We start from the raw sequence: 17,911 nt of genomic DNA, 5'->3' as shown, positions 1-17,911 counted from the left end.
AAGCGGAAACGCAGATAACAATAATCTAAAATGGCTGTCTGTAAAAGGACAGCCATTCCCTTTAAAAACGAAAGAGGTGCAGCTCATGAAGACATCTGTGGTATCAAAAGAATATTTAAATCTCCAAAAAGAAATCATCAAACTTCAAGAGCAATGGAAAAAAAACATTAACCCAGATACAGTTAAACCAAACTATGATCAAGCAGTCCTGGAAGCAGGTGCTCCAATTGCTGCGTTTACGGCGATAGATTTCGATATATCACTATTTTTACAGTGGATAGACGAATTAAAAGGTGTTTTATTGAAAAATAACCCTCAACTAGAGGTTGAATTTGATAAATTAGTAAAGTTATTAAACGAAAAAACTGCAGTCCTTTGGTTAGAGGAAGCATATGCTTTAAATCATGTTTATTTTAATGAATTTGCTGAACAGCATGGTTTAGTTGCTTGGCTACCGCCATTTTTAGCTGAAACAGCCCTTCGTCCATATTTACAATTGATTGCCGAAAAGGTTCAACCGAGATTAAATGCAGCTGAAAAAGGGGCTGCTGTGCCAGGCTGTGGTTGTCCAGTTTGCGGAGAGCCGGTTCGCTTAGGTCAAATCGAGGGCAAAGGTCAAAAGGTATTACACTGCCCACGCTGTACAGCATATTGGTTAGATAAGAAAATCTCCTGTTCACACTGTGGAAATGACGACCATACAACGATTCAATTCCTAACAATTGAAGGAGATGCTTCCTCACAAATTCATGTTTGTGATAAGTGTAAAGGCTACACGAAAGTAATTGATACTAGACAGCACCTTGAAAAGCCGTCGACATCATTACTAGATCTTAAAACGATTCATTTGGATTATATCGCTCAAGAACAAGGATATAGTGTAACGGGTAATATACAATCCGATGATAAAACAAATTAATAAACCTATTGATAGTATTTAGGTTATAGTAAAGATAGAAAAGCAGGTGTTGTTCATGAAAGCAGGAGGGATTATTTTATCAGGTGGAAAATCAAGCCGAATGGGAGCCAATAAATCACTGCTTAAAATAAACCAAAAGCCCAATATTGAACGAATTAAAGACGAGTTAGCAAAGCTTGTTTCTGATATTGTCATAGTTTCGAATGATCCGGAAACTTACCAATTTTTAAAAATAAAAACAGTTTCGGATGTTTATCCGGGGCAAGGACCACTTGCTGGAATCCATGCGGGTTTATTGGCTTCACCGTTTGCTGTAAATTTGGTTGTAGCCTGTGATATGCCGTTTATATCAACGGAATTGGGAGGCTTCCTCCTAGAATCCTCTGAAAACTATGATGCGGTGCTACCGGTTATTAATGGAAAACATCAACCGCTATTTGCTGTTTACAAGAAAAGTATTTGTGCAGAAGTTGAAGCAAGCATTAGGCACGAAGAGCTTACAGTGAGGGGCTTATTGAGTAAGTTGAATGTTCGCTATATCACTGAAGCAGATATACCGGAGCATCTACTGCATCAATTAGATAAATATTTTTATAACATGAATCGACCAGAAGAGTACGAAGCCGCCATTAGGATGGCGGGCACTGAACATTATTAGCCTCTTTTCATCGTCAGAGAAAGGGTGTACAAGACAATGGAATTTTTCAAAGTGAAGACAGTGGAGGAGACCTTCTCCTTAATCGATGAAATGATCTTAAGTATCAAGGATACTGAAATTCGACCGATTAAGGATGCCCTCCACTATGTACTTAGTGAGTCAGTATTGGCAAATGAAGATGTTCCTGGTTTTGACCGTTCTACTGTAGACGGTTACGCCGTGAGGGCAAAGGATACCTTCGGGGCGTCTGAAACGATGCCAGGATTTTTAAACGTTGTCGGGGAAGTGAAAATGGGTGAAGCTGCGATAAAGCCAGTTGGCCCAACTGAGGCCGTTTATGTTCCGACTGGCGGGATGATTCCACCAGGTGCTGATTCGGTCATTATGATTGAGCATTGTGAAGATATCCATGGTCTGTTAAATACATACAAGCAAATCGCTCCCGGTGAAAATATCATCAAGCGGGGCGAGGATATTAAATCTTCTGCCATTGTCCTTGAAGCCGGCACTAAACTAAGGCCACAAGAGCTTGGTGCTCTTGCTGCTCTCGGAATTACCGAAGTGAAGGTGTACCGCCGCCTTACAGTTGGCTATCTTTCCTCAGGCGATGAAATAGTCCCATACGATACTGAAAAACTTGAAATTGGTCAAATCCGCGACATTAATTATTTAACGGTCGCAGGTTTGTTAGAGAATTGGAATATCAATTGTATCTATGGTGGAATTGTGAAAGACGATTACATACAGTTTGCGAAGCAAGCAAAGCAATTATTTGATTCTGTTGACTGTTTAATTTTATCAGGAGGCAGTTCGGTTGGTGCCAAAGATTATACAACCGATGTGATTCAATCGCTCGGTGATCCTGGTGTATTTGTCCATGGCATTTCGATCAAGCCGGGTAAGCCGACGATTCTATCTGTTGCCTCAGGCAAACCAGTCATAGGCTTACCTGGTCATCCTGCTTCCGCGATGATTATTTTTCAATTATTTGGCGAACGAATTCTTCGCCGCCTTAAAGGGGAAAAAATCACGCAAAAACCGGAGCGTATCTTTGCTAAGATTACCAAAAATATTGCTTCAGCCCCAGGTCGAGCTGATTATATCCGGGTAAGCTTGTTTCTTCAGGATGGCGAATGGTGGGCTGAGCCGATCATTGGAAAATCAGGTTTGATTACGACACTTGTGAAGAGTGACGGGATTGTCGAAATTGTTTCTGCTAAGGAAGGAATTTTTCAAGGGGAATATGTGCCCGTACTACCAACAAGATAAAGGGGAGCGGCTACGTGGAACGACAAGGATATAAACGTAAAATTTATTTAGAAGATAAACCGCGAAATCAGGCAAAAGAAGAGATTTTGTCTGCATTTAACCTACCGATTGTAACAGAGGCGATTGCAACGAACAAAGCGCTTGGACGAGTTACTGCTGAGCCCGTTTTTGCAAAAGTTTCAGTGCCACATTATCATGCTTCGGCAATGGATGGTATTGCAGTAATGGCTGAAGAGACTTTCACAGCACACGAGCAAAATCCGCTTCGCTTAACGAAGGATGAGCAATTTGTTTACGTTGATACCGGCAATGCGATTCCGTCACCATTCAACGCAGTGATTATGATCGAGCATGTCGATGTGATTGATGAATTGACGATTGAAATCATTGAGCCAGCCACACCTTGGCAGCATATCCGCCCGATAGGAGAGGATATTGCTCAGGAAGAAATGCTATTCCCACAAGGGCATACCTTGCGCCCGGCTGATTTAGGAGTACTGCTTGCCGCACGAATCTTAGAAGTAAAGGTAACAAAAAAACCAGTAGTGGCGATTATTCCAACCGGTAATGAGCTGGTAACCCCAGATTCGGCAACTGCTCCAGGTCAAATTATCGAATTTAATGGCACTGTATTTTCTGGTTTTGTTGAGGATTGGGGCGGTGAACCAGTGCTTTATGGTATCGTTCGTGATCAGCCGGAAAAAATTAAAGAAGCATTGCTTACTGCTACAGAGACTTCAGATATTGTTGTGATTAATGCCGGCTCTTCAGCGGGATCGAAGGATTATACGGTACATATTTTACAAGAACTCGGCACAGTATTTACTCACGGTGTTGCAGCTCGGCCTGGTAAACCGGTTATTTTGGCGCAAATCAATAACAAGATTGTTGTTGGAGTTCCGGGCTATCCTGTTTCAGCTTATCTAGCGCTTGAATGGTTTGTTAGACCACTCATATGTAAGTACTTGCAAATTCCTGAACCGAAGCGACAAACGGTAGAGGTTAAACTCGGACGCCGGATTGTTTCCTCAATGGGAGCGGAAGACTTTATTCGTATGAATATCGGCTATGTGAATGGTCAGTACGTAGCCAATCCGTTGACACGCGCAGCGGGTGTGACGATGTCATATGTCCGCGCCGATGGCTTGCTGATTGTTCCGACTGAAGTGGTTGGCTATGAACAAGGCGATTTAGTCGAAGTTGAGTTGTTAAAGCCTTTGGCAGAAATAAAAAACGCATTACTTTTCACTGGAAGTCATGATTTAACTATTGATTTGTTATCCGCCGACTTAAAACGTCAGAATAGTGAAATGAAAATCGTCTCAGCACATGTCGGCAGCATGGCGGGAATTATGGCGATAAAAAAAGGCGAAGCGCATGTTGCTGGAATTCACCTATTAGATCCTGAAACACGCGAATATAATATTTCTTACGTTAAGAAGCTCATGGCCGGACAGGACGTTGTTCTATATCCATTTTTAAAAAGAACCCAAGGTTGGATGTTACCAAAAGATTGTCAAATTGCTGACATGTCGGTTGAGGACTTGGTTGATAAAGAACTACATTTCGTTAATCGTCAAAAAGGGGCCGGCACGAGAATCTTGTTTGACATGCTGCTTCGTGAATCGGGCGTTTCCGCCGATGATATTATCGGTTATGAGCGCGAAATGTTCTCGCACCTCGCTGTTGCCGCTGAGGTAAAGGGTGACGAGAAGGCGTGTGGTTTAGGAATATATTCGGCAGCGAAAGTGATGGATTTAAATTTCCAGCCAGTTGCTGATGAATCTTATGATTTGTTAATGTCTCAAGCTTTCTTTGAAAGTGAGCAATGCCGATTGCTGCTTAAGGTGATTCAAAGTGAGGATTTCAGACTTGAGGTTGAAAAAATTGGTGGTTATACGGTAGAGATTAACCCTGAGCCTATTTACTTTGAGGCATAACGCGCCGTAAGCCCATTCTTATGTGGCAAACCTATTAATCATACAACGAAACATAATGAGGTGACCATCAATGAATTTTGCTATTTCCAAAGATCCTATCGATATTGGGTCAATAATTGATAAAGTAGTTCAACGAGATGCAGGTGCAATCACGACCTTCATCGGAACAGTTCGTGAGCTTACGAAGGGTAAAAAGACCCTTTATCTGGTATATGAAGCTTATGAATCGATGGCTGTGAAAAAGCTAGAACAAATTGGAACAGAAATCGCTGAGCGCTGGCCTGGAGCACAGGTGGCGATCACTCATCGCGTCGGTAGGCTGGAGATTACTGATGTCGCTGTCGTTATAGCTGTCTCAACTCCACATCGTGCTGATGCCTATGATGCTAATCGATATGCGATTGAACGCATTAAAGAAATCGTACCTATTTGGAAAAAAGAACACTGGGAGGACGGCGAAGAATGGATTGGCAACCAGCTCGAAACCGTAGCTTATCCGACCGGAAAACCAGAAGAAGGTGATTTGCATGAATAAAGTCATGTTTTTTGCCCACCTCCGCGATGTAGTTGGCGAGGAGTTTTTAAGTATTGAGTTGGAGGGAAAGACAGTTGCTGAAGCCAAAAGCTTAATCAATGAAAAATATCCAGCACTTAATCTCGATACAGTTATGACTGCAGTGAATGAAGAGTTCGCCGGGAATGATGAAATCCTTAATGACGGTGATGTGATTGCGTTTATTCCACCAGTAAGCGGAGGGTAAATGTATGAGTGAGCGATATTCAAGGCAGGTGTTATTCGCTCCAATCGGTTCGGATGGTCAAAGTAAGATTGGAAAAAAGCATGTGCTGATTATTGGTGCTGGTGCACTTGGCTCAGGCAGCGCCGAGATGATGACAAGAGCAGGAGTTGGACGATTAACGATTATCGACCGCGATTATGTAGAAGCTAGTAATTTGCAGCGACAACAGCTCTACACAGAAGATGATGTTCTTGAAAAATTACCAAAGGCTGCAGCAGCCGAAAAGCGACTTCGTGCAATTAATTCTGAAGTTGACATTCGCGCACTTGTTGCTGATGCGACACCAGAATTATTGGAGGAGCTTGTTGGAGCCGGTGCAGGTAACATCGACCTCATTTTAGATGCAACTGATAATTTTGAAACGAGAATGATGTTAAACGACATCTCGCAAAAATACAAGATTCCTTGGATTTATGGCGCCTGTGTTGGCAGCTTCGGTATGAGCTTTACGATTATCCCAGGGGTGACTCCTTGCTTAAATTGTTTGTTAAAGACGGTTCCAATTCAAGGGATGACCTGCGATACCGGTGGAATTATAGCTCCAGCTGTTGGGATGGTGATTGCCCATCAGGCGGCAGAAGCTATGAAAATTCTCGTTGAAGATTGGGAGGCTGTACGTCCGGGCTTTGTCAGCTTTGATTTATGGCGCAACCAGTATTCGACGATGAAAATGTCCAAAGCAAAGGATCCAGGCTGTTTGTCCTGTGGTAGTGGACCGACTTACCCATACCTTGACGTGGAAAATATGACTAAATCAACGGTCTTATGCGGCCGCGATACCGTTCAAATTCGTCCGCCTAAGCAAGAAGGTCTAAATTTATCGGTGTTAGCGGAAAGTCTTGTTTCCTTAGGTTATGAGGTGAAGGCCAATCCTTATTTGCTCTCAGTTGAGTACGAGGGTACAAGAATGGTTATTTTCGCTGATGGGCGTGCGTTAATTCATGGTACAAAAGATTTAAATCAGGCAAAATCAATCTACCAGCGTCTGTTGGGTTAACAAGGCTCGTATCTTTTTGATACGGGTTTTTTGTTTTTAAGCTAACTATTATGATTTCATATAAAATTTCGGGTATGATAGAAGCAGTATTTTAACAGATTACGACGAATCCTGACAAAACTTTAAACTAACAATAAGTGCTGAGGTGAGGAAACGTGAATATTCCATTACACAAGCTGCTCCAAAAAATGGAGGAAGAAATCCGCAAAGCACAAACGACTTCTTCGGAAGCGAATATACGAGAAAGAGTCCAAGCCATTAAAACATTATGCGAGTTGGTTTTGGATGAAGCAGGAAGTGATGTGCAAGTGAAGGCAATTCCGGCGCTTGGGGTTGGCGTGAGCTCATCAATGTTTCAGGCCCAATCTCAACCAGTTCGGCAGCCGCCAGGGCGAAAACTAGATGAAGACGAGGCAAACGGCGATTCATTGTTTGATTTTTAAACCCGACAATGGTTTCGTTCGTACTAAGTGCCCTGTTTTCGTGGGAAACCAAAAAACAGGTAACCTATGATGGCCATAAGTGCCCTGTTTTAGAGAATGATTAGAAAAAAGGTAACTTAAGAGGGCCATAAGTGCCCTGTTTTAGAGAATGATTAGAAAAAAGGTAACATAAGAGGGCCATAGGTGCCCTGTTTTGGAGAATGATTAGAAAAAAGGTAACTTAAGAGGGCTATAAGTGCCCTGTTTTAGAAAATGATTGGAAAAAAGGTAACTTAAGAGGGTCTTAAGTGCCCTGTTTTAGAAAATTGTCAGCAAAAAGGTCACTTAAAAAAGTTTTAGTGCTCCATTTTGAAAAAATCAAAAGAAAATGGGTACTTAAAGAGGTTCAAGATGTGTCAGCTAATTAATGAACCGGACTATCAAAGCAATTTTGGGGAGTGAGAGCTTAACATTTAGCTCTTAAATCATAAAGAGGATGGGGAAGAAAGTGAAGATATTTATTATTTTAGGGGCAATCAATGCCTTTATGTCAGTGGCATTAGGTGCATTTGGGGCACACGGGCTAAAGGGGAAGCTCGACCAGTATTACATTGATATTTGGAATACAGGCTGCCAATATCAAATGTATCATGCCCTAGGGTTATTAATCGTTGGAATTCTTGCGGCAAAGCTGCCACAAAGCTCTCTTGTCACGACATCAGGCTGGTTAATGTTGGCGGGAATTATCCTGTTTTCCGGAAGCTTATTTGTATTGGCATTAACAAAAATCAGTGTGCTTGGGGCGATTACTCCATTTGGAGGGGTAGCGTTCCTTATCGCATGGGTATTAATTATCGTTGCCGCTGTTAAACATTTTTAATAACCACACAAAAACTCCGCAGGTTCGTGAACCTGCGGAGTTTCTTTGTTTAACGTGGCGGATAGGTGGCCAGTTGTGGAGCACCGGCAAATGGATACTCGTACTCAAGCTCCTCATCAAACGTCGCATAATCAAAGTAAACCATCGGCAGTAAGATTCGCATCCCGGTTTGCGGGTCTGAGAGAATAAGATGATCTCGCCCAGCTGCTTCGATAATGCCTTTGAACACTTTAGCATTCCATTGGGTGTTATTTTCAAACGTCGCATAAACAGTCGCCAGCTTCCCTTTATTGAGACGGAAAATATTTTCAATGTACGATTCTTCTAATGGGAGCATGCCCGGAATGGCTGAAACCGGGGCTTGCTGTTGCGGGAATTGCTGCTGCTGAAATCCAGCTGGTGGAACTCCGCCTGCTGTAGACGGTGGAAAAGCACCTTGAGCACCAAAGCTAGGCAATTTACTTGGAGCGCCTTGCATTTGTCCTCCACCTGTAGCGTAGGGATTATAGCCCTGAGGATATGATCTGTAATCCAAATATGGATTTATATAGCTCAAATTAATTCCCCTCCTGGAAACACATTTTTATAAAACAAAATCACTAATTAAATAATATGAGCCAATTGGAAAATTATGATTGCTACTTCTTTTCAGCCCCTCTTTAAACCATAGCTCTTCTGACTTCACATAAATTTGTCACAGTTATAGAAAAATAATATCTAGAAATAATTTAAATCATACTCTATAATTAAATTATGAAACACCGTTCCACAATACGGAACAACAAAAAGCGCGCTTTAAAATTTCTTTTACGAATGAGGAGATGTAGTGTTCATGGAGATAAGATACTCAACACATCCAGATCATGCAAAAACGTTTACAACTGAAGAACTTCGTAAACATTACCTAGTTGATGAGTTATTTGTACTTGGTCAAATTAAGCTTGTATATTCCATGGAAGACCGCACGATTATTGGAGGTATTACTCCGGCAGAAGAGACGATTTCTTTACAAGGCTATGATGAAATAAAAGCAAAATATTTCCTTGAACGCAGAGAAGTTGGAATTTTTAACGTTGGTGGTAAAGGGAAAATAAGTGTTGATGGAAATTCCTATGAAATGGAAAATAAAGACTGTTTATACATTGGACTTGGAAAACAAGAGTTGATTTTCTCAAGTGAATCTGTTGAAAATCCAGCAAAATATTATTTGTTTTCAGCACCAGCACATAAGGAATATCCAACTCAACATGTAGCCTTCAAGGATGTTGAAGGGGACCAACTGGGCTCGTTAGAAAATGCTAATGATCGAGTGATTCGTCGAATGATTCATCTTGAAGGCATTCAAAGCTGTCAGGTTGTGATGGGAATGACACAGCTAAATACTGGAAGTGTTTGGAACTCTATGCCAACTCACACTCATAACCGTCGATCAGAAGTATATCTATATATCGATTTAGACGAAAACGCTAGAATGTTCCACCTAATGGGAGAACCAACTGAAACGAGACATCTAGTGATGAAAAACGAAGAGGCAGTTATATCCCCACCATGGTCGATTCATTGTGGTAGTGCAACGAGTAATTATACATTTATCTGGGCAATGGCAGGCGAAAACAAAACTTATACCGACATGGATGCTGCACCGATGGATGTATTAAGGTAGGCAATAACACAACAGATATAAAAAGAAATTTCAACAGCAGGAGAGGGGCAAAAATAATGGGTTTAGAGGACTTTTCATTAGATTATTTTAAATTAACAGATAAGGTTGCAATTGTGACGGGAGGAAATACCGGACTTGGCCAAGGTTACGCTGTCGCTTTAGCAAAAGCTGGTGCAGATTTATTCATCGTAACGCATGACCGGGTTTGGGACGAGACCAGAGCTTTAATAGAAGAAACAGGCAGAAAGGTTCAATTTTGCCAAGCAGATCTAACTGTAAGAGAAAATATCAGCAGCATCGTTGATGAGTGTTTAAGTGCTTATGGAAAAATCGATATTCTTGTCAATAATGCTGGAACAATTCGCCGCACTCCGCTCCTTGACTATAAGGCAGAAGATTGGGATGCAGTAATGGACATCAATTTAAATGCTGTCTATTTCCTAAGTCAAGCGGTAGCTAGAGTGATGGCTGAGCAAAAGAGCGGCAAGATTATTAACATCGGATCCATGTTGTCATTCCAAGGTGGAAAGTTTATTCCTCCATACACAGCAAGTAAGCATGGGGTTGCCGGACTTACAAAAGCATTTGCAAACGAATTAGGAATTCATAATATCCAAATCAATGCAATTGCTCCTGGATATATTTCAACTGCAAATACTGCTCAGATTCGTGCAGATGAACAAAGAAATGCAGAAATCCTTTCACGTATTCCTGCGGGAAGATGGGCTGACCCATCTGATTTAATGGGAATCGTTGTATTCCTATCAAGTAAGGCATCGGATTATATGAATGGACACATTTTAGCTGTAGACGGTGGCTGGTTAGCCAGATAATGCAAACGTTACCCATATATGGAGGCTGAGAGCATTGATTGTTGGCAAGTTAACTGATTTAGCAGGTAGTGGAGTTTATTCGGAAAAGTTGCAAACAACATTTGAGCTTTTAAAAGAAGTAGACTTCAGTCGATACTCTGCCGGACGTCATGAATTGGACAATGGATTATTTTTCTTCGTGAACGAATACGAAACAAAGGAAGCAAGTGAATGCTTTTGGGAAGCACACCAGAAATATCTTGATTTTCACTACATTCTGGTAGGCACTGAAAACATTGCGGTCGATCATATAAATAATCAGCAGGTTACTGAAATCTATGATGAAGCTAAGGATGCCACCTTTTTCAAAGGTGATGTCAGCACTCTTGTTACCTTAAATCCTGGCGATGTGATGATTTGTTTTCCAGAGGATTCACATATGGCAGGAGTGGTTGCTGGAGAAAAACAAAGTATTAGAAAAATTGTTATGAAGGTTATCGTTTAAAGGATATTATTCAGTCTATCATTCTTCCTCCGCGTTCCCCCCGATTTTTTCGGGGGAAGATATAGGCTGCTAATGCGTGTAATATTAGCTGATTTGTTGCACAAAATGGAAACGCTTATATTTAGAATATTCAAGGAACTTAAACAGCAATCATTTTATTAATCTACCAATAGAAACAAAATTATCCAATTAGAGTCAGAAAGGTAAGGTAGACAACTATGAAAATTATGAAGACGATCGAAAAGATCCCTGGCGGTCTTATGCTGGTTCCACTATTCCTTGGGGCGCTAATCCACACTTTTGCTCCAACCTCCGGTGAGTATTTTGGTTCATTTACTAACGGATTAATGACTGGTACTGTGCCGATTTTAGCCGTTTGGTTTTTCTGTATGGGTGCCGGTATTAACATTAAAGCAACGGGTACTGTACTAAGAAAGTCTGGAACACTTGTTTTAACAAAAATAGCGGTTGCTTGGGGAATTGCTTTAATTGCTTCTCAATTTATGCCTGAAAATGGAATTCAGACAGGTTTCTTTGCTGGATTCTCCGTTCTAGCTCTTATCTCAGCAATGGATATGACAAACGGTGGTTTATATGCTTCAATCATGCAACAATATGGCTCAAAAGAAGAAGCTGGCGCATTTGTCCTAATGTCACTTGAATCAGGTCCGCTTGTAACTATGTTAATTCTTGGCTCTACAGGATTAGCAGCTTTCCATCCACAAGCATTTGTAGGTGCGGTTTTACCTTTCTTAATTGGTTTTATTCTTGGTAATTTAGATGGCGATTTACGAGTGTTCTTTAGTAAAGCGACACACACAATGATTCCGTTCTTTGGTTTTGCTTTAGGGAACTCAATAGATCTTGGTGTCATTGCTAAAACAGGTCTTGCAGGAATTCTTTTGGGTGTCTTGGTGATTTTTGTTACTGGTATTCCGTTAATGTTAGCAGATAAATACCTTGGCGGCGGAAATGGTACAGCAGGCCTTGCAGCATCAAGCACAGCTGGGGCTGCCGTAGCTAACCCAATGATAATTGCAGAAATGAAACCGGAATTCCTTCCTGTTGCTCAAAGCGCGACAGCTCTTGTGGCAGCATGTGTAATCGTAACAGCTATATTAGTGCCTATTTTAACTGCATATTGGTCTCAATATATGAAAAAGAAAAATGGTGGAGAGCAGGTTACGGAAGAAAGTAAGGCCATCGCTTGATAATCAAATCAAGGGAGACATATACGTATGTCTCTCTTTCAATTAATAGAATAGGAGAATGGCTATGAGCAGAATTATTACTGTTGGTGAACCTATGGCATTGTTTGTAGCGGATCGCGAAGGTTCTCTTGAGAATGTGGAACGGTATGACCGCTATGTAGCGGGTGCTGAGGTAAACTTTGCAATCGGAATGTCACGCTTAGGGCACCAGGTTACCTATATTACTCAAGTTGGAAATGACCCTTTTGGAAGACACATTGAAACTTTTCTTTGCCAAAACGATATTGATACAACTTACTTAACCTATAAACCAGAATATTTAACAGGAATGATGTGGAAGCAAAAGGTACTGACCGGGGATCCAGAGGTATTTTCTGCACGTAAAAATTCTGCAGCTTCTCATATGGGTCTTGATACAATTGCCAATTTAAACTGGGATGGATTTGATCACATTCACTTAACAGGAATTCCGCCAGCTTTATCACCAAGCTGTCGTGAAATGGTTTACGAGCTGATGAGTCAGGCACGAAAAAGAGGGGTGCAAATCTCGTTTGACCCTAATCTGCGTCCAGGACTTTGGCCTGATAAAGTGGAAATGGTCAATGTAATTAATGATTTGGCCTGTCATTCAGACATTGTATTTCCTGGTATAGAGGAAGCAAGACTGATTACTGGCCGAGAGGATGTTAAGCAAATTGCTGAGCACTATCATCAAGCCGGTGTAAAAACAGTAGTAATCAAGCTAGGTCCAAAGGGAGCCTTCACAAGCTCGGAGGGCGAACAGTTCTATACTTCTGGTTTCCCTGTTGAAAAAGTCGTTGATACGGTTGGTGCAGGCGATGGTTTTGCTGTTGGAGTTGTCAGCGGTATTCTTGAGGGACTTCATTTGAAGGAAGCTGTTAAGCGCGGCACAGCAATTGGTGCACTAGCAGTAATGTCACCTGGAGATAACGACGGATTACCTAACCGAAATGGGCTTGAGGCTTTTTTGAAAAGTGAACTTGTCAAATGATAACTTAACAAAATGATGAGGGATGAAAGTAAAGAAATTAGCGTCACGGATTTCTTTACTTTCGTTTTTTCGTATCATGTCGGAGGATTTGAATAAAAAAGGTATTCTCGTTAAAGAATACCTACCTGGAAAAGCTAAGCGCCAGTATAGCCCAAATTTCTTGAAATGGCATTACTATATTGCTTAACTAATTCAATTAATCTCTCATCGACTAAATCCATCGTCACGCGGTTTGCTGGTCCGGAAATACTGAAGCTCGCAATAATTTTACCTCGATGATCAAAGATTGGAGCGGCGATACAACGCAATGATTCTTCATTCTCTGAATTATCTAAGGCAAAGCCTTGCCGTTTAACTTGATCGATTTCTTCTATAAAAGCTTCTTTAGATGTAATCGTTGTGGCTGTTTTCGGAACGAACGAAATGCTTGAAACTATTTCATTGAAATCATCCGAATTCTTGCCTGAAAGCAGGATTTTTCCCACCGCAGTACAGTACATCGGTGCACGACTTCCGATTCGGGAATACATTCGGATGGTTTGATTGCTCTCAATTTTATCGACATAGATGACTTCACCGCGATCCTCAATGCATAAATGGACAGTTTCATTTACGTCTTGGCTCAATTTTTCCAAGTATGGCTTTGCAATTGAGATAATATTGGAGTTATTTAACATATTTCTAGAGAGGAAAAGGATTTGTAATCCAAGCTTATACTTGTCCGTTTCTTCTTCCTTTACGACATAATTCATGCTCGCTAAAGTCGTTAATAATCGATGAATCGTGCTTTTTGTTAATCCTACCTGCTCGGCGAGACGAGAGATTTGAATTCCCTCTGGATATTCAGAAAGCTTGTTTAAAATCGTAAGTGCGCGTTCCAATGATTGAACAGTAGACATTTTCTTCTCCTCTTTATCTAGATGTTTAAATAATCATATTGATATAATATTTTTTTGAAACATTGTTCTATTATCATGATAATGGAAGTTAAACCTTTTGTAAAATACTAATAATGGAAAAATAAGGGACGAATCTCAGTTAAATGGAGGACAACATGAAAAAAATAAACATATTATCAAAGTTAACTGAATGTGGTGTTGTGGCAGTTGTAAGAGCAGAATCAAAGGAAGAAGCGGTGGCTATATCAGAGGCATGTGTTAATGGGGGTGTAAATGGAATTGAAATCACTCTTACAGTCCAAAATGCTGATGAAGTAATTAATGAACTATCTTCATTATATAAAAATAATGATAAAGTGGTTGTCGGAGCAGGAACTGTTCTGGATTTCGCGACAGCAAGGATTGCAATATTATCAGGTGCGGAATTTATCGTAAGTCCAGCTTTTGATGAGGAAACTGCTAAGCTATGTAATCTTTATGGAATTCCATATATGCCTGGTTGCATGACCATTACTGAGATGAAAAGGGCTTTAGAGGCTGGAGTTGATATTGTAAAACTATTCCCTGGAAGTGCATTCGGTCCTGATTTTGTCAAGGCGGTTAAAGCTCCACTTCCACAAGTGAACATCATGCCTACGGGCGGCGTCGATTTAGATAATATTGGTCAGTGGATTAAAAATGGATGTGTCGCTGTGGGTGTTGGAGGAAACTTAGTAGCTCCAGCGAAAAATGGCGATTTTGAGGCAATTACCGAATATGCAAAACAGTATATTGCAAAGGTTCAAGAGGCAAGAAAATAAAGAGGTTGTGTTCGCCCTATGTGCTCGTGAGTGGGGATACCCACGCACAGGCACAAGGGGTGAATTTTTTGAAAAATTGGAGGACAAAAAATGGTGCCAACAAAATTAAGAGATACAGTGACTTTACATAATGGTGTGAAAATGCCTTGGATGGGATTAGGAGTTTTTAAGGTAGCCGACGGGGATGAGGTTGTTCATTCTGTAGCAGCTGCGATTAGGAATGGATACAAAAGCATAGACACAGCTTCTTTTTATCAAAATGAGGAAGGTGTAGGTCAAGGAATAAAGGAATCAGGTGTTCCTCGTGAGGATTTGTTTATTACAACTAAACTTTGGAATGCAGATCAAGGTTATGAATCAACGTTGACAGCTTTCGAAACAAGTTTAAATAAGCTTGGTCTTGAGTATTTGGATCTCTATTTAATTCACTGGCCAGGTAAGGATAAATATAAAGAGACTTGGAAGGCGTTTGAGAAGCTTAACAAAGATGGACGTGTTCGAGCGATAGGTGTTAGCAACTTCCAAATTCACCATTTAGAAGATTTAATGGGTGAGGCAGAAATCAAGCCGATGGTTAACCAGGTTGAATACCATCCTCATTTAACCCAAACCGAGCTTCATGCTTTTTGTAAAAAAGAAGGAATTCAATTGGAAGCATGGTCGCCTTTAAAACAAGGACAACTCCTGAACGAACCAGTTCTTCATGAGATTGCTCAAAAATATAATAAATCGATTGCTCAAGTCATTTTGCGTTGGGATCTCCAAAACGGAGTCGTGACGATACCAAAGTCCATTAAAGAGCATCGTATAATTGAAAACAGTCAGGTATTTGATTTTGAATTGACCCTTGAGGATATGGAGCGAATTAGTAGATTAAATCAGGATAGCCGTGCAGGATCGCATCCCGATACAATGAGTTTTGGTTTTTAATAAAGGAGGCTGTCATCTAGTTTGGATGACAGCCTCTTTTTGTAATTAGTTCACATGTAGGAATTTAGCGACGCCTTCTTCAGTTAGAAGATTTCCAACGAAGAATGCTCCGAATTCGCCGTAGCGTGCGCTTACTTCATCAAAACGCATTTCGTAAACTAGCTTTTTAAATTGAAGCACATCATCAGCGAATAATGTTACGCCCCATTCGTAATCATCAAAACCAACAGAACCGGTAATGATTTGCTTCACCTTGCCTGCATATTTGCGGCCAATCATGCCGTGGCTGCGCATCATATCGCGACGAGACTCCATTGGGAGCATGTACCAGTTGTCATTGCCTTGGCGACGCTTATCCATTGGATAGAAACATACATATTTATTTTTTGGTAAAATCGGGAAAAGTCGTGCAAGAACCTGTTGATTTTGATACGGATCTTCATCAGCAGGAAGATAGTTACTTAATTCTACAACAGACACATAGGAATGTGCTGGAATCGTATATTCAGCCAATTTTGTTTTGTTGAATTCGGTTTCAATTTCGTTTAACTCTTCCATCGTTGGACGCAAAATCATCATCATAAAATCTGCCTTTTGGCCAACAACCGTATAAAGAGCATGGCTGCCTTCTTTATTCGCCTGTGTTTGGTTCCACTTTTCAACAAGCGCTAAAAATTCATGAATCGCTGTTTGGCGCTCATCGCTTGATAACATTTTCCAAAGTGTCCAATCGACGGTACGGAAGTCGTGTAAACAATACCAACCATCAAGAGTTTGTGCTGCTTCACTCATTACTTAATCACTCCTAAAGTGTTTCTAAAATTCTCAACATTACTATAACATAGTTTAGCCATGACACCTACGAATAAACTCTGATGATGGTATAATTTGTCATAGTTTGTAAAATAGTGATTAGCTTATGTATAATATTTAAAGGTGAATGTCTTAGGGAAAATAATTCTTACAATTTAAAAATTAAGAATAGAACAACTTTTAGTTTGTAAGCGCTACCATTATCGTAGAATATTGATTTTTATTTTGGGTAAAGTATTCTAGAGAAAGAGTGTTTATAAGGAGGGTATTTATGGCTGATTTATTTACAGATTTGAAAGCAAAAGTAAGCGGGCGTGACCTGAAAATTGTGTTTCCAGAAGGTTTGGATGAACGCATTTTGAAAGCGGCTGCAAGATTAGCATCTGAGCAAGTATTAACACCTGTATTAGTGGGAGACATCGAACAGATTCAAGCTAAAGCTGCAGAATTGAATGTTTCCGTTGAAGCTTGCGAAATCTATGATCCGAAAAACTATGCTGAAATGGACGAGCTAGTATCATCGTTTGTTGAGCGTCGCAAAGGCAAAGCAACTGAGGAGGATGCTCGTAAAATTCTTCTTGACGAAAACTATTTCGGAACGATGCTTGTACATACAAACAAAGCAGTTGGACTAGTTAGTGGTGCTGCGCACTCAACAGCTGATACAGTTCGCCCTGCCTTGCAAATCATTAAAACGAAACAAGGTGTTTCAAAAACTTCTGGCGTATTCATCATGGTTCGCGGCGATGAAAAATACGTATTTGCCGATTGTGCAATCAACATTGCTCCAGATAGCAATGATTTAGCTGAAATCGCAATCGAAAGTGCGAAAACAGCGCAAATGTTTGATATTGACCCACGTGTGGCGATGCTAAGCTTCTCTACAAAAGGCTCAGCAAAATCACCGGAAACTGAAAAGGTTGCTGCAGCGCTTGAAATTGCTAAAGAGCGTGACCCTGAGCTTGTCATCGATGGAGAATTCCAGTTTGATGCAGCATTTGTTCCGTCTGTAGCGAAAGCAAAAGCGCCTGGCTCAGTGCTTCAAGGTGATGCAAATGTATTTGTATTCCCAAGCTTAGAAGCAGGAAATATCGGTTATAAAATTGCCCAACGTTTAGGCAACTTTGAAGCGGTAGGCCCAATCTTACAAGGTTTAAACCGTCCAGTAAACGACCTATCTCGTGGATGTAACGATGAAGATGTATACAAGCTTGCGTTAATTACAGCTGGTCAAGCGCTGTAAGCTGATGATAAGTGAGTGACTCGAGCCAGTTTTCGGACTGGCTTTTTGTGCGACGGGCAGTCGCATGGAGTGTTGATCCAGTCAGCACTCTTCTTTTAATTATCTGACAGAGACGTCATTTCGATGAAACGACTGGTT

20 protein-coding genes are annotated in these 17,911 nt (G+C 40.8%); 17 read left to right on the top strand and 3 right to left on the bottom strand.

The genetic code is table 11. The annotated features are described in order from the left end of the window. The first annotated feature begins 85 nt into the window (after positions 1-85). The 9 genes from HHO41_RS18835 (at position 86) to HHO41_RS18795 (ending at position 7,885) form a co-directional block, all read left to right on the top strand. The gene (locus HHO41_RS18835; RefSeq protein WP_169101567.1) at positions 86-919 is read left to right on the top strand and encodes a formate dehydrogenase accessory protein FdhE; all 834 of its coding nucleotides are present in this window, start codon (positions 86-88) and stop codon (positions 917-919) included. A 55-nt stretch (positions 920-974) separates the two neighbouring features. Further along, positions 975-1,577, top strand: a complete 603-nt coding sequence (mobA, locus tag HHO41_RS18830; RefSeq protein WP_169101565.1) for a molybdenum cofactor guanylyltransferase — start codon at positions 975-977, stop codon at positions 1,575-1,577. A gap of 36 nt (positions 1,578-1,613) precedes the next feature. After that, complete coding sequence (locus HHO41_RS18825) at positions 1,614-2,846, top strand: molybdopterin molybdotransferase MoeA (RefSeq protein ID WP_169101563.1); 1,233 nt, start codon at positions 1,614-1,616, stop codon at positions 2,844-2,846. Positions 2,847-2,860: 14 nt separating this feature from the next. Beyond that, positions 2,861-4,786, top strand: a complete 1,926-nt coding sequence (locus tag HHO41_RS18820; protein WP_169101561.1) for a molybdopterin biosynthesis protein — start codon at positions 2,861-2,863, stop codon at positions 4,784-4,786. Positions 4,787-4,856: 70 nt separating this feature from the next. Next, entirely contained in the window at positions 4,857-5,321 is a 465-nt protein-coding gene (locus HHO41_RS18815; protein WP_169101559.1) for a molybdenum cofactor biosynthesis protein MoaE, read from the top strand. Then, complete coding sequence (moaD, locus tag HHO41_RS18810) at positions 5,314-5,547, top strand: molybdopterin converting factor subunit 1 (protein ID WP_169101557.1); 234 nt, start codon at positions 5,314-5,316, stop codon at positions 5,545-5,547. Before HHO41_RS18815 ends, moaD begins: the two co-directional genes overlap by 8 nt. 4 nt (positions 5,548-5,551) lie before the next feature. After that, positions 5,552-6,583: a thiazole biosynthesis adenylyltransferase ThiF gene (locus tag HHO41_RS18805; protein ID WP_169101555.1), complete on the top strand. Its 1,032-nt coding sequence runs from the start codon at positions 5,552-5,554 to the stop codon at positions 6,581-6,583. 155 nt (positions 6,584-6,738) lie between these two features. Continuing rightward, on the top strand, positions 6,739-7,026 hold the full coding sequence (locus HHO41_RS18800; RefSeq protein ID WP_169101553.1) for a DUF5327 family protein: 288 nt from the start codon (positions 6,739-6,741) through the stop codon (positions 7,024-7,026). 487 nt (positions 7,027-7,513) lie between these two features. Continuing rightward, the gene (locus HHO41_RS18795; RefSeq protein WP_169101551.1) at positions 7,514-7,885 is read left to right on the top strand and encodes a DUF423 domain-containing protein; all 372 of its coding nucleotides are present in this window, start codon (positions 7,514-7,516) and stop codon (positions 7,883-7,885) included. A gap of 49 nt (positions 7,886-7,934) precedes the next feature. Here the strand turns inward: HHO41_RS18795 and gerQ are convergent, their stop codons facing one another. Continuing rightward, a complete protein-coding gene (gene gerQ / locus HHO41_RS18790) occupies positions 7,935-8,441 on the bottom strand; it encodes a spore coat protein GerQ (RefSeq protein WP_248278537.1) in 507 nt (168 codons plus the stop codon). Positions 8,442-8,717: 276 nt separating this feature from the next. Here gerQ and kduI point away from each other — a divergent pair, with 276 nt between their 5' ends. From kduI to HHO41_RS18765, 5 genes are all read left to right on the top strand, one after another. Then, the gene (kduI, locus tag HHO41_RS18785) at positions 8,718-9,548 is read left to right on the top strand and encodes a 5-dehydro-4-deoxy-D-glucuronate isomerase (RefSeq protein WP_169101549.1); all 831 of its coding nucleotides are present in this window, start codon (positions 8,718-8,720) and stop codon (positions 9,546-9,548) included. 56 nt (positions 9,549-9,604) lie between these two features. After that, positions 9,605-10,381 carry a 2-dehydro-3-deoxy-D-gluconate 5-dehydrogenase KduD gene (kduD, locus tag HHO41_RS18780; RefSeq protein ID WP_169101547.1) on the top strand — a complete coding sequence of 259 codons (777 nt, stop codon included), beginning with the start codon at positions 9,605-9,607 and terminating at the stop codon, positions 10,379-10,381. A gap of 34 nt (positions 10,382-10,415) precedes the next feature. Continuing rightward, positions 10,416-10,865 carry a NanQ anomerase/TabA/YiaL family protein gene (locus HHO41_RS18775; RefSeq protein ID WP_169101538.1) on the top strand — a complete coding sequence of 150 codons (450 nt, stop codon included), beginning with the start codon at positions 10,416-10,418 and terminating at the stop codon, positions 10,863-10,865. 218 nt (positions 10,866-11,083) lie between these two features. Beyond that, on the top strand, positions 11,084-12,076 hold the full coding sequence (gene kdgT, locus HHO41_RS18770; protein WP_169101536.1) for a 2-keto-3-deoxygluconate transporter: 993 nt from the start codon (positions 11,084-11,086) through the stop codon (positions 12,074-12,076). Between the two features lie 64 nt (positions 12,077-12,140). After that, positions 12,141-13,088 carry a sugar kinase gene (locus tag HHO41_RS18765; RefSeq protein ID WP_169101534.1) on the top strand — a complete coding sequence of 316 codons (948 nt, stop codon included), beginning with the start codon at positions 12,141-12,143 and terminating at the stop codon, positions 13,086-13,088. Between the two features lie 134 nt (positions 13,089-13,222). Here HHO41_RS18765 and HHO41_RS18760 read toward each other — a convergent pair whose 3' ends face one another. Then, positions 13,223-13,987: an IclR family transcriptional regulator gene (locus HHO41_RS18760; RefSeq protein ID WP_169101532.1), complete on the bottom strand. Its 765-nt coding sequence runs from the start codon at positions 13,985-13,987 to the stop codon at positions 13,223-13,225. 155 nt (positions 13,988-14,142) lie between these two features. On the opposite strand from HHO41_RS18760, the gene HHO41_RS18755 reads away from it, so the two are divergent. Together HHO41_RS18755 and HHO41_RS18750 are read left to right on the top strand one after the other, a co-directional pair. Then, complete coding sequence (locus tag HHO41_RS18755; protein WP_169101530.1) at positions 14,143-14,787, top strand: bifunctional 4-hydroxy-2-oxoglutarate aldolase/2-dehydro-3-deoxy-phosphogluconate aldolase; 645 nt, start codon at positions 14,143-14,145, stop codon at positions 14,785-14,787. A gap of 90 nt (positions 14,788-14,877) precedes the next feature. After that, on the top strand, positions 14,878-15,717 hold the full coding sequence (locus tag HHO41_RS18750) for an aldo/keto reductase (protein WP_211171230.1): 840 nt from the start codon (positions 14,878-14,880) through the stop codon (positions 15,715-15,717). Positions 15,718-15,762: 45 nt separating this feature from the next. Here HHO41_RS18750 and hemQ read toward each other — a convergent pair whose 3' ends face one another. Further along, entirely contained in the window at positions 15,763-16,509 is a 747-nt protein-coding gene (gene hemQ / locus HHO41_RS18745; RefSeq protein ID WP_169101528.1) for a hydrogen peroxide-dependent heme synthase, read from the bottom strand. Positions 16,510-16,801: 292 nt separating this feature from the next. On the opposite strand from hemQ, the gene pta reads away from it, so the two are divergent. Beyond that, a complete protein-coding gene (gene pta / locus HHO41_RS18740) occupies positions 16,802-17,773 on the top strand; it encodes a phosphate acetyltransferase (RefSeq protein WP_169101526.1) in 972 nt (323 codons plus the stop codon). Positions 17,774-17,911: the final 138 nt, after the last annotated feature.

The sequence above is a fragment of the Bacillus sp. DNRA2 genome (genome assembly GCF_012843265.1).
Taxonomy (GTDB): Bacteria; Bacillota; Bacilli; order Bacillales; family Cytobacillaceae; genus Bacillus_BU.
The sequence above is the reverse complement of the archived record's forward strand: the minus strand, read 5'-3'. Positions and strand labels throughout refer to the sequence as shown.